The 13178-nt window shown below is 38.0% G+C and carries 12 protein-coding genes; all 12 read right to left on the minus strand.

Annotated elements, in window-relative coordinates:
* Positions 1-133 precede the first annotated feature (133 nt).
* Entirely contained in the window at positions 134-4237 is a 4104-nt protein-coding gene (locus HMPREF9010_RS18580; RefSeq protein ID WP_008647595.1) for a phage tail tape measure protein, read from the minus strand.
* Positions 4238-4337: 100 nt separating this feature from the next.
* A complete protein-coding gene (locus tag HMPREF9010_RS18575) occupies positions 4338-6203 on the minus strand; it encodes a hypothetical protein (RefSeq protein ID WP_008647596.1) in 1866 nt (621 codons plus the stop codon).
* Positions 6196-6645 (minus strand): hypothetical protein, encoded by a 450-nt coding sequence (locus HMPREF9010_RS18570; RefSeq protein WP_008647597.1) that lies wholly within the window; start codon positions 6643-6645, stop codon positions 6196-6198. Before HMPREF9010_RS18570 ends, HMPREF9010_RS18575 begins: the two co-directional genes overlap by 8 nt.
* 2 nt (positions 6646-6647) lie before the next feature.
* Positions 6648-7637: a hypothetical protein gene (locus HMPREF9010_RS18565; protein WP_008647598.1), complete on the minus strand. Its 990-nt coding sequence runs from the start codon at positions 7635-7637 to the stop codon at positions 6648-6650.
* Entirely contained in the window at positions 7634-8554 is a 921-nt protein-coding gene (locus tag HMPREF9010_RS18560; protein WP_008647599.1) for a DUF6712 family protein, read from the minus strand. The genes HMPREF9010_RS18565 and HMPREF9010_RS18560 overlap by 4 nt, the downstream gene beginning before the upstream one ends.
* Positions 8555-8564: 10 nt before the next feature.
* On the minus strand, positions 8565-9410 hold the full coding sequence (locus HMPREF9010_RS18555; RefSeq protein WP_008647600.1) for a hypothetical protein: 846 nt from the start codon (positions 9408-9410) through the stop codon (positions 8565-8567).
* Positions 9411-9412: 2 nt separating this feature from the next.
* Complete coding sequence (locus HMPREF9010_RS18550; RefSeq protein ID WP_008647602.1) at positions 9413-10771, minus strand: hypothetical protein; 1359 nt, start codon at positions 10769-10771, stop codon at positions 9413-9415.
* A complete protein-coding gene (locus HMPREF9010_RS18545; RefSeq protein WP_008647603.1) occupies positions 10764-11207 on the minus strand; it encodes a hypothetical protein in 444 nt (147 codons plus the stop codon). The genes HMPREF9010_RS18550 and HMPREF9010_RS18545 overlap by 8 nt, the downstream gene beginning before the upstream one ends.
* A gap of 132 nt (positions 11208-11339) precedes the next feature.
* Positions 11340-11561 (minus strand): hypothetical protein, encoded by a 222-nt coding sequence (locus tag HMPREF9010_RS18540; RefSeq protein WP_008647604.1) that lies wholly within the window; start codon positions 11559-11561, stop codon positions 11340-11342.
* A gap of 192 nt (positions 11562-11753) precedes the next feature.
* Positions 11754-11963 carry a hypothetical protein gene (locus HMPREF9010_RS18530; protein WP_008647606.1) on the minus strand — a complete coding sequence of 70 codons (210 nt, stop codon included), beginning with the start codon at positions 11961-11963 and terminating at the stop codon, positions 11754-11756.
* A complete protein-coding gene (locus HMPREF9010_RS18525; RefSeq protein WP_232284319.1) occupies positions 11960-12166 on the minus strand; it encodes a hypothetical protein in 207 nt (68 codons plus the stop codon). Before HMPREF9010_RS18525 ends, HMPREF9010_RS18530 begins: the two co-directional genes overlap by 4 nt.
* Positions 12167-12464: 298 nt before the next feature.
* Entirely contained in the window at positions 12465-12878 is a 414-nt protein-coding gene (locus HMPREF9010_RS18520; protein ID WP_008647610.1) for a hypothetical protein, read from the minus strand.
* Between the last annotated feature and the right edge of the window lie 300 nt (positions 12879-13178).

Consider the following 13178-nt stretch of genomic DNA (forward strand, 5'->3'; position numbering starts at 1 on the left):
TCACGGATTTTGGGGCTAGTTTCATTTAGTTTTAACTTTAAACTTGTGACAGGAAAGCGTCTCCCGACGCAAATACTCCTCTATAACAAACACATTGCAAATATACTCTCCTTTCTTGCCTTAAAAAAGGACACTAACCACGACTCACATTCCTTTCCATTCTCTCTAATTTTTTAATTCCATCACGAATAGCTCGCGAATCAACAATTAAATCTTTCTCAAGAATAGATTGAAGCAAATCATTGTTCGTATTCAAAAGAACGAATAGTTTACGCAACGTCTCTTCGTCCATGATATGACCGCTAACAGTATATCGGGAAGAAGAAGATACTGAATCATCAGAATAACCACCACTATATTTACCACTTTTAGTACGTACCTGCTCTAAAATTTGTGTAGTGTTCAACATTCGGATTGTTCCATTCTTTTGCGCAACATTGAAAACATCAAGAAATTGGCGCACATGAGGATTCTCTACTCCCTCATGATTGGTCACGAATTCATTTTTATGAACGGGAATAACTCCGGCAACATCATCCGGATTTCCTGTTTTAGTATATCCTTCAACATATTCATCAGAATAACCACCGGACTTCAAGCCCTTCGCTTCATCCCGTTGCTGTTTGGCTACAGCTATCTGTGCCGCACCACTAGCTACAGCTGCCGCAGCTGCAATGGCACCAAGAGCCGGACCAACAATAGGAATACCGGCCATTGCCTTATATGCTTCCATTGCAGCAACAGCAGTACTTGCAGTAATTTGTAAAACCGATACGGCAAATTGTTTGTCTGCATATTTCCTCTTTACCTGATTTAGGGCCTCTTCTTTCTCTTCTTCTAACTTAGTTGTATCCTTCCCGGCTTTCTTGGCGGCTTTTATTTCCTTGTCATATTTATGAGTTATTTTGTTCATTTCTGCATCTTGGAATCCCTGAACAGCAGAAGAAGCACTACTCATTATACTACTCACAGCATTAAAATACTGTTCACTTCCTTCTATCTTTTTCTGAATATATTCATTATTGATTTTATTTTTTGCTATTTCGTATTCTTCCTCTGAAAGCAGCCCTTTTTTATGTTCCTCCTCTAGAGCTTTCAGTTTTAAATCTCTGATATCCTCGGCAGCGTCCAACTCATATTTTTGTATAACAATAGCCCTATCCTTTGCTCCTTTTTCCTCAATTTTTCTCTTCGATTCTTCATATACAGCCGTAAGAAGAGTAATATCCAACCCATTCTTTCGAGCTAGTTCTAGTTGAGATTGATAAAAGGTTTCCAACGCTGCCAATTGTTGATCTGCAGAAGCCAAACCGTTCATCTTATTGAACTGGCTACTGAAGTTCTGAATTTGATTAGCACTATCACGAATGATCTTAATACGCTTATCACTAATTTGTTGTTCAAGATTGAGAATGTTATCCCCTGCCTCCTTTAAGGCTTTGGCTTTGACCTCTCCATTTTGGAACTCAAGTTCAGCAACATCGTTTTTATAATCTTTTGCAATTTCGAGTCTGGAATATAAAGAGGTAATCTCAATAGCTAAAAGGCGATTTTTATAATCTTTTTCTGTCAGCTCACCACTATCATTGAGTTTAGACTGTTCAAGCAGAAGATTTTTCTCTCCGGCATTAACAGTATTCAGCCTCCTGTCCCGATATTCTTTAATTAAGTTGAGACGAGTTTCTTCTGACTTTTTTAGAGTATTGTAAATTGCGCTTTGTGCCTCACTTTCCAATTTACCCAATTCAGCCAGATGTTTCTTATCTTTTTCACTTGACTGATACTTTTTGATGATCGCCAACCTTTCAACCTGAAATTCCAGTTCTTTTTGAAGAGCATCCAACTGATATTCATTCTCCGTTCTGGCTAACGCATCAGAACTCTTTTGTAGCAATAATAATTCTTCTTTGTATGCGTTTTCTGCATTTTGCAAACGAGTAGTCCAAGGCTTTTTGTCTTCGTCATCCGGTGGAGGTGGAACTCCTTTTGTATTCTTTTCTACCTCTATTTTTATCAATTTCTTACGAGATTCTTCCATGTGCGCATTTAGTAGAGCCACCTCGTTATCAATAGCTCTCACTTGATTAACACCTTTATTTATATATCTATCCAAAACATTGTCAGCCCATGAATCTGTCATTAAACCTAGAGACTGCTTAAATCCATTCAACATATTAGCAGCGCCAGCCTCAATATCCTCTAAAAAACCATTATCTGGACCATTTTTTAATATATCATTTTTTTGGTCATTCAATTCAGATACTTTCTGCTGAGTTTGTTTTATCTCCTCTAATATAAGTAAACTATCAATATAGGCATTTACAGCAGCAGTAGCTTGCTCCGTATTTATTTTCTCAAGAGTAAGACTACCCAAATATTCAGGAGATAGTTCATTTAATCTTTTTATAGCAGCCTCCCTCTCCTCTTTACTTCTTTTCTCATCCCTAGCTATATTTAAGAAATCCTTAACTGATGCAGCTTCTTGATTTACAATAGAAACAGATCGTCTACGAATATCTTGAAGATTTCTTTCCAAACGTTCACTCTCACTTAACTGTTTATTAGTATCAATAAGTAAACCTATGAGGGATGCACCTATTGTTAGGAGTAATCCCCATGGGTGTGCCTTTGCAACACTATATAAAGTTTTTAGCCCCGTGACAATTTTACCAGTCCAAAGTACTTTAGCTTTATCTGCAATAACTGAAGCATTGACAGCAATAGTATATCCTGCAATGGAAGTTGTTGCAAATATAATGGCATTTTTATATTCACTAAATATGGATACTATTTTAACTAATCCTTTAACTGTAAGACTACCGGTACTCACCATGTATTTCATAACTGGAAGTAACCGTTCTCCAAGTTCGATCCGGATTTCCTTAAAATGTTTCTTAGCTTTATCCAGCTCTGCCTGAACCGTCGTATTTTGTACATTATACTCATTCGTAATACTGGTACCATCAATGAAAGCCTGATTAGCAGTCTCCTGTTCTTTACGGACTTTCTCAATATTGCTAGCTAATGCGCTGATAACTCCTGCCGCTTCAGCACCACTCAACTTCATTTCCTTTAAAACAGGTGCCATTTTATCCATGCCACCTAATTTCCCCAAACTAGCAAGGAACTGAAGAACAGCTTCATTAGCATCCGTCTCCATCAGCGTAGTAAATTGCTTAACGTCCATTTGGGCTATCTTGGCATACTTTGCAGGCTCCTGATATAATTTTAAGATCAATCCTTGTAAAGCGGTACTAGCCATTTCGCTACGAAGCATATTTTGATCGAGTGCCGAAGCAAAGCCCATGACATCAGTAATTGAAAGTTTTGCCTGTTTTGCAACTCCTCCCATGCGCGCACTGAATTCCACCAAATAAGGTTCAGCAGCACTAGAATTTTGTGCAACTTCGTTCACCGCACTACCGATAGCTAACATATTTTCTTTCATTGAACGTTCGCTATCACCAAACATATCTGCCAACTTACCAATATTCTTGATAGCATCCTGTCCCAGGTCCTCCCCAAGTGCAACATCAATCATATTAGCAGCTTCTACAAACTCCAAAACATCGTTTTTCGCTGTAATCCCAAGCCGTCCGGCATCTCCAGCAAGTTCATTTAAACGTTCACGCGCGGTACGGGTATCCATCTTCTTAAACTCTTCATTTAAACCGGATACCTGTTCACTCGTCATACCAGTATATTTGCGTACCTGGCTTTCCGCTTCCTGCATCTGTGCAAACTCATCCACACATTTACGGGCGGTTAAGGTTATTCCGGTCAATGAAGCAATTACACTCGCACCGATAGCTGCATATTTATTAAATCCATCAGTCAATTTTGATAAAGAGAACTTAGTAGAATCCGCTGTGCCTTTTAGCTCTTTCATTCTTTGGTTAACTGCGTCCAGTTGTGCTTTATACTGAGTGTATAGTGGACTATCACCCGGCAAATTCCGTAGAATGGCATTCAGTTCTTTTTGCCTGTTTTGGAGTTCCTTCACACTCAAACTTCCGATACCTATCTTTTCAAAGAGTTTATCATACTCGGTCTGTAGTGCTTTAACGACTTCCTTTTGTGCTTTATACTCTGCACTATTCTCTCCAAATTTCTTTTTCAGAGAATTCAAAGTTTTATTGGCTGAACGCATTTGCTCTTCCAGCTCAATCATTTTTTGCCTTGCACTATCCTGTTGAATAACAATTTCCAGTTGTACTCTGTCTATCTTTAAACTCATAGTTTCCCAACTAATTAATTAATACACAAAAGTACCCTCCAAAGAAGCCTTAAAAAAGGACACAAAAAAGGCCCGCACTTGTATTTGCGAGCCTTATATTCTAGCCATCCAACCATCGTCCACTGTCCAGCCATGTACCGCCATCTCTCCATTTCCCATCTGTCAGAATCCACCGTTTTTCTGCTTCTACATCACTAATCCGGATCGGATAGAATGTGCCTTGCCATGCTCCAGACCTTCCATCAGCATTGATAACATCCTCTATCTCTTTACAGACATAACGTTTGTTCCGGATTTCAAATATATTCCGCGTATCATAAACGTTAACATCATAACTCTTTATCTTGATGCCGTGCTTATAATCAATATCGTACATACGTGAATAGAGCATTTTATCTAAATATGCTAAGCGCAAATTACCTGTATATGGGGTGTCCTCACAGTTAAAAGAATGAGGGTAATCAATCGTGAAAACTTTAGGGTTAAAATCCTTATCATCTTTGCGCTTTACATAAAGAGTCATCGGTGACATTCCTTTGTAGTATGATACATAAATCTTTTGTTGATTCTTCTCTTTTTCCGTAGGGATGTTTTCTCCGCTTTGTATTAACTCATAAATGCCATTACTTTCATCACTGGTACCAATCTTGCTTCCAGATATTTTTGGAACTGTTACAAGTGATCGTTCAGAGTCGGGCATAAATACCGGCTCCATACCACTCTCATAAGTGATCCGTTCTATACCATAGTTCGTCATATCGGAAGGCATAATGTTTAATTTGATTTCATTTTCACTCTGCTCCCGAAGAACATCACCAAACATATTTACTTCATCTGTGTGCCATCCCCTATTCGAATCATCAGGCACCGTAATGTAGTACCGGCAACTATCATGCGTATAAAACAGATAGTTTTTAACAGCCTGGTATCCGGATGAGCTAATACTTTCTACAAATTGAGTGAATTCCAGTACTGTATCAAAATCCTTTCGGGTCGCAGAAGAAAGAATATTTTTATCTATGTGCTGTGGCTTGTAATATTCACTGTCTGTCGATTCTATCAACACATTACTTTGAGAAGGGTCTTTGTCGTTCTCCCCCTCTTCTGTTTCGTATTCATCTACAACTTGCTGAACATGGCAAACCTGTGCATTTTTAAAATATTCTGCCCTGAACAGTATAGAAACTTCCTTCTTTCTATTATTGACAAGAAAACACAAATTAAAAAAACTCTCAAATTCCGTGATGAGTTCATTTATAGTCCATCCGGGAAACATTTTTGCATATTGGTTGGGATGCCCATTTTGTGGCAAATAGAGCAAATTCCACTCCGAATCTTCCAGCTGATTAGTCAAAACTGTATATCCAAGCGCTTTCATTAACTTTCTAATATAAGCGCAAAGATACGGTTGCAGATAAATATCCACTCCTGTTTCTCTCAAATAGTTGGCAGATATAGTTGGCTTTGAAGTAGTAACAACAGTTACAGCTACCCTCCATCCATTAATCACACCCTTGTCTGTCATTACAGGAGGTATGCAATAATCCACGTCCGGATATATGCGTTTTACCAAGTTATTGATAATGCCTGTTGGTATTTCATCTTCTCCCATATCCAACGATGATACAAGCAAATCGTTTCCAATGAAAGAATTCAATTCGGAGTTTCCCGAAGCTATTTGTATAGATACTGTTGAATCTGTCCATCCCGTTATAATTTCCGTACCATTGCAATACACCCGGTTATCAGCAACCAATACAGCCTGTCTCTTGGTCTTTAGTTCGGAGATAGAATTCAATCTGTTCAGATGTGCATATAAGTCTGCATTAATTGAATTACTAAGCTGAAGAGTAATATCATACGTATACTCCCCATTTTTTGTAAAAAACGGATTCTCACGTTTTACAGAAGTGCTAAAGTCGGCAGGAAGTACCACCGAAGTCCCATCAATATATAATTCAGTCATAGTCTGCTATCGTTAATCCCAAACTCAATCCATTGAATCCTCCAAACATAGAATATTCCCATTCCGTCCGCATTTTACTTCCTACAGAAAGATAATTGCAGTACTCATCTTGCCGAATTATTTCTTTCAATACACACATAATTCGCTGCAACTTGGCATAATGGAGTAATTCTTCCTCATCAGTCTTACTACCGGAAGCAATCTTTTCACAAATAAAGAAGATTACCTGATTATCCTCCTGCCAGTTATCTTTGTTTTTAGAATCTCCTTCCGCATCCGGATAATTAGCACACAGAAACACGCCTGTTTTATCTTTGAGTTTCTTGACCATGTGTTCCTCTTTAACTGCCAGGAAACAACAATCAATCTTATCTTCGCTCTTCCGATTAACTTTAACCTGAAGTTCCACCATTAGTTCTCTGAACCGGATGATATCTATCATAATTAAATTAAGTTATTATGTTCAACATCTGCCATTTTAAATGTAAATTCTATAGCTTTCAGTATGCTACGGTTAAAGCTACGTTCATAATTCTGTTTTGTCACAATAATAGGGAACCAACTATCTTCATACCAGATATCAACTTCTTGTGCATTTAGCAAATTATGCCATAACTTATAATCACTTTGCAAGAAAATAACCCCACTGCTAACGGTGTATTCATCTTTTGGCTTTACTCCAAATTTACGATCCACACCAAACATCTTTGCCGTATCACTTTCGTCATTGCCCTTCATAGTCATACTACCTACAGTAGTCATCGTTTCCGGCATATCATATACATTCTTATATCGGAAACGTTGAACCTCTTCATATCTCGTCTGATCTACTAAAAACTTAAAAACGTCACTTCCTTTCACCAATTCATAACTACGGATCATTTCATTTATATCTGGAAGAATATTCCCAACCCTTTCCATACTTACATCCAAAGTTACAGGCATTTTTTCCCCTTTATGTACATATAGTTGTTCCGGATAAACCGCTCCGGATAAAGTACGGACATTCAATAACACTTTATCACCATCTGTAAATACGCTACTTGCATACTCCATTGCACCATTACGTGTCACTTTCTCCCGAACCTCACTCAACCATCCCGGAGCCGATGCCTCTTTTTTTGTCTGCAGCCGGCTAAACATCACATAACTTTGTGAATCTTGTAGTCCATTGATAAAGAAAGTAAAGGTACCAGCAGCATTTGTCTGCCAACTTGCTTCTCCAGCACACCATACTCCCCATAAAGCCAACTCACAGAATTTGCCCAGTTTTCGCACTCTTACCTGATAGTTGGCATCCGGAACATATTCCTCTTCCAAAACCGTTTTACCTCCATACTGCACAGAGAAAGTTATGGTAGAATCCGTATCTATAATATAATCCTGCATCGTAGCACAGAACTCTTCTGCTCTAGGTCTTTGAATCACATTCATAATCTCATGTATTTGTTATCTTTATCATTCTCTGGTAACAGATTATAGGTGACCGCTCCACCGTCTCTTGCCTTCTTCATCTCATCAATCCAAACCATAGCATCATCATTCATCCATTCGGATAATAACTTGATATCCTCAATAGATGCAGGATCGCTCTCCATTGCACCACTTGCAGACACATATCCCCTGATTACTCCTGCTGGAATAATTTTCAGTTGCATACGTCTTAGGGCAATACTCATTCCCAATAATGTAACAGCTTTGCAAGCTGCAAAATGCGCTTCATTATCTTCATTCATAGTCAAAAGCGTATCCCATCCGTTTCCATACGCCTTCTTCACATGAAGTAATTGTGCCTCCTTGATGAATGGCAACAATAACATAAAAGTACGCTCGCTCTTGTCAATAGGAAAATAGGTGTCAAAATCCGCTCCACTGCGTATCAGTAATAGCTGAGACATTTTATAAGCCCGACTCTCTTTCCATTCCTTAATTTCGGAAGTATTGAGATAACGTATCAAAGCGTCTACCGCTTTATAATAATCTTCCATATGCCGGACATCATCCCTATCTAATTGCCATTCCCAAGGGAGCTTTTCACTGTTATCTGTAGCGATTTTGAATTTACGCCCATCATCTTCATGACTTAGATCATTTTTTTGGTACATACGTAATGTAGCCAACAAAGCGATAGGCCGTTGTACTTTCTTTATAAGGTCTTGATCTGCATCCTCTTTTGTCTCTTTATACCAGCCTTCCACTTTTTTGTATAGTTCAACACCAATCAATGCGGAAATTTCCTCTGTTGCCAACTCAATATCAGTTATGATTTTATTGAAATCATTATTTGCATAATAATTCCCAGTCAGTTCCCGTAGTTCCCTACTACCATTATCATCCTTATTGAATATCATACTATATCATTTATTTGTTACGCTTTAATAAAGCATCTGCTTTGTATTTATCATCCAGCAACTTCATCATTACGCGGAGTAATAATGTATCATCCGCTTTTTCTATATTTCCAAAAATTCCGGATTCTGCTACGGAAAACAGAATTCCACTCATTCCCAGACTTTGCTCCTTGGGCGTGTTCGCGTCCTGTGTTTCTTTGGTAAAGATGGATTCGAATGAAATCTCTATTCCATCAATAATAAATGTGCCTGTAAGCAAATAGTGACAGAAGAAAGCAAACCATGCATATACTCCCCACTGAACCTGCTTCGGCATCATCCTAATCCTGTTTGAATAGAAATTTATTCGCTCCTGCTTAAATTCTTCCCTGTATTTACCGTCAAAATCAGACTTTCCTATTTTTGCTCCTGGACAACGATAAAGAATACCGCATAAGGCTTGCAATAAAGAAGGGTCTTGTGTATCATTGTAGCCATTCATCATCATAACCGCATTACGGAATTCCCCAAATGTCAAATCACTGCCATGAGAAAGCGGACCTTTATATTGCTTCCATTCAGGTAACAGATTCTTTGTGCTTGAAAAGATAAGTTCAACCTCTTTCCCTTCTTTACTTTCACTCCACATCCATCCCAGCGTCAACGCCAATTCATCAATCAAAATATAATAATCAATGCTACTCTTTCTCCGGATGCCACGATTGGAAAGAACAAAACGGCACCACTCTCGTTTCACGTCCATTAAAGTTATTTTAGGGCGTTCAATTAATTTCTGACGCAAGCGGAGCAAGTATAACCACTCTGCAGGAAGAACTTCCTCCCAACAATCCGGAAAATCTATCTGTTTGTTATTCATAATTACACCTGATTTGTTGCCCGTTTATCTGACGTTACATTATCCTCTTTATTGATAACCTTGCGATACATACCAACAAAAAGACCTTTCTTATGTGGAAAGTTTATTCGGATTGCATCATTCAGAGCCTCCAACGCTATTTCCTCCGGGATTTGTGTATCAGCCCCATAGAAAATCTTTAATGCGTATAGCATTTGGCTGCCACTGTCACCTTTGCCGTCGATGATGATGTTGGATAACGCAGGATTCAATCCAAAGCCGCTTGTAGTAGAGCTATCAGCTATCCTTGATATTTCCGCCTGTGCTGCGATGTATTTATCTACGTTCATTTCGATTGGCTCGATTTTCCATGATTGCAGGTTTCCGTCCTGATCCACAAAGTCCACACAAGTGAAGAATTTACCTGCATTCTTTTTACCGGCCATGACATCTGCAATCCTCTTGGTAAGTTCATCTCGCAAACGGTCTATTTCTTCGTATATCTGTGCTTCTCTCCATTCTTCGTGCATGGCACGTATCATTTCTTCTTTCTGCCTCCAATACTCTTCCGGCTCATGAACAATGTATGCAGATGCAATCATATTCTCATTTAGATATTGGATTATTTCCGGAAGGGTATTAGCATCCAATAGCCAGGGAATCGAACCATGAAAACTGGAAATTGCATACATATTGCGCCCGAAACTACGCATACTATGATATTTCACAGCGGTTTCCGTAGCTGAAGGATTCCATTTATCGAAGATGCTATACAACATCATCCTCTTACTGGTATAACTGTCAAAGTCCCCAATAAGAAACTGTTTCACATCTTCCAATCTCCGGCTGTCATTCTCCGGCCATACCATCCGGCAATCTGTACTGTGAAGGGCTTCCAAACGGGTTATCCACGGTTTACCGATCCGGATTGATTTGGCTGCATAGTATTTCACAAATACTCCTTTCATGTGATTGTACTCTACAAAAGCATTACGAATATAACTCCGATAATCCCATGTATCAAGCCATTCCTGTATCTCATTATCTATCAACCACTCTTGCACACGTTCATTGTTGACTACATTCACCCGATAAAGCATCGGACCTTGACCATACATCAAACCTGTTTTGCGATCCAAAATGCCCGGTCCCAGATTATTCTTTTCAAGAATGTCACGTACTGTCTTCGGAAGATTATTATCAATTCCCCAGGGAACAACGCGAACTCCGGCTATTGTCACCGGATCACCATCCCAGTTGGAGGAAGAACCATTAAAAAAACTACTTAGTTCATTGTTACCTAAACTCATATTGATGGCATAGGTACCTACTCCAGCATCAACAAACCGGAAGCCTCCAATTTTCTCCTTTATTTCAGCCATTATAATTCAATTTTCTATTTTCCAATATCCCTTTTAAGCGGGCAATTTCCGCATCACTCAAGCCATACATAACTCTCGAAATCAATCGGTTCAGCCCTCCATACATATTTTTTGCATACCATCTCGTATTTTTCTTCACCGGATTCCGGTTTGCTTTCATTCCCCAAACCGTCCGGTTTGTATCAACTTGATGCCGATTCTTCTTATTTCCCGCAATTTCAAAAGCACGACCATAAGAAAAGAAACTAACCTTTAATCCCGGATTCTCTCCGTCATGGAAAGTTTTATAATCTATGCTATCATGCAAAGCATCCGTCTGCATGAGCTCTCTTGTCTCTATAGCTTCAGTAAGTATATCACAAAGCCATTCTCCGTGCTGTGACAGTTCCTCCTCAATAAAAAGGGTCTTTAATTCCTTGCTTTCGTTACTTTCCATTATTACACTAACTATATTGCAAAATTACATACGAGAAAGACCTTAAAAAAGGACACAAAAAAGCCCCGACTGCACTCACAATCGGGGCTTTTTTATTATTTCAAACCTTAGATTTGCTCAAATCTTATTTTATCATTTAGCAGGAATCAAATTTCTTTCTATATATACTTCCTCATTTAAATCTCCATTTTTCAGAGATTTACCATCTTTGCTACTATATTTCAGTTTTTTATCTCCATATTTAATCACATCAGGCGTCATGCCTGTCTCTGATTTAATTTCATCAATGACTAAAAATAATTCGCGTAGGTCTTTTAGACCTGAAAGGAAATAATGTATCTCACTGTCTTTCATCTGAATCTCTTTTCTCGTTTACAACTATTCTTTGGTCATTCAAAGCTAAATCCAATTGATTACGAAGTTCTATTAGTTCTTCCCTAGCACAAGTGCATATATATTTAGAATATAAAGCAATAGTATATTCTTCCATGCACTTTATACCACCTGAATAACTACAGCTTTTTATAATTTTAAATATCGGATTACTCATAGTTTAACTCCTTTCTCTCCATTAGATTGGAGTGCATTTTGCAAACAAGCTATTAATTCAACAACCTCTTCACCTGTCAATTCACACAATTCATAGCTACCTAGATAACTGATATTATAGTTATATTCTCCAGATTCAGTATCAGTATGTTTACGTTCACTTGTCACGAAGATGTTTTTATTAGTTATAGATTTATCCCGTTTCATAATGTACCTCCTTTCATCATTGAGGCATTGATACGTATATTCACACGGCTATTACCCACGATGAAATTCATTTCACCGTTTTCGTCTTTACTCGTCCAGACTTTATCATGTCCGGAAGTAATCAAATCACTAATTTTGTTGAAAAATTCTTGGACTTTCTTTGCCTCTACGCATTTGGTGAGGACTTTTTTTTCTTTTTTCATATCACTGTATTGTTTGACATTTCGGCAATTATAGAACACAAGAACGGCCGCCATTTCCCGTGTCGTCAAACAATACAGTGATAATCGCCGAGGCAATAACAATGTTTGGGAAAGGCAGCCGCCTATTTCGTATGTATCATTTTCCAAAGACTAGGAAAACGTTGTATAAGGACATAAAAAAGGCCCACCAAATATCATGAGCATTATACGATGCACATCGACGATTAAAAAAAATCGTATTGTTTGACTCTGCAAATATGAGGATAAAATTTGAAAGTGCAAAAGAAAAGTGGCATTTTTAAATGTAATCAATATTTAGTTTATTCAATTCTTCTAGGAAGAAGCATGTTGAAGCTTTATTGACTACAAATTGCCTTCTATTATCAAATAACAGAAATTTATCAGAACTACCCTCTAACGATGTTATTAGTAATGGCGTATGTCTTAATACATCTATATTCACATTTTTGCAGTCCATTTGCATGGAGTTTATCAATACTATCCTATCTTTGTGTTTTTCTATGGCTTCGTGGCAAATTACATATTCACCACCTTCCATATTGTTTATAACTCTATATCCATTTAAATATTCTTGAATCATATAAATATTACCTTCATCATGAGAACGACCAATAACCAATCTTCCTCGACGGGCATCAACAACTTTTCCTTCTTTACAAAGTTGTTCAAATTCTTTTTTCGAAATAAACATCGTAAATTCGACGAATTAAATACTGCACTAAAAAATGAAGAAAATGAAATCCCGTCTTTAATACATGGTGGATATACACACTCATCACCTGTGCAAAAAAAAATAGAGCCTGCATTTCACAGCGGGCATGCTGCTACTCTACAAGCTCTATTAATCGCGATTATAAAAATATTCTAAATATAATGTAACCCGTATGCCCCCGTTTCACATCATATAATCATGCAGTTATACTGTACAAATATGCGGATAATATCTGAAAGTGCAAAAGAAAAATATTATTTTTGTGGAAAACATCAAGCT

Origin of the sequence: Bacteroides sp. 3_1_23 (assembly GCF_000162555.1) — a bacterium.
Lineage (GTDB): Bacteria > Bacteroidota > Bacteroidia > Bacteroidales > Bacteroidaceae > Bacteroides > Bacteroides ovatus.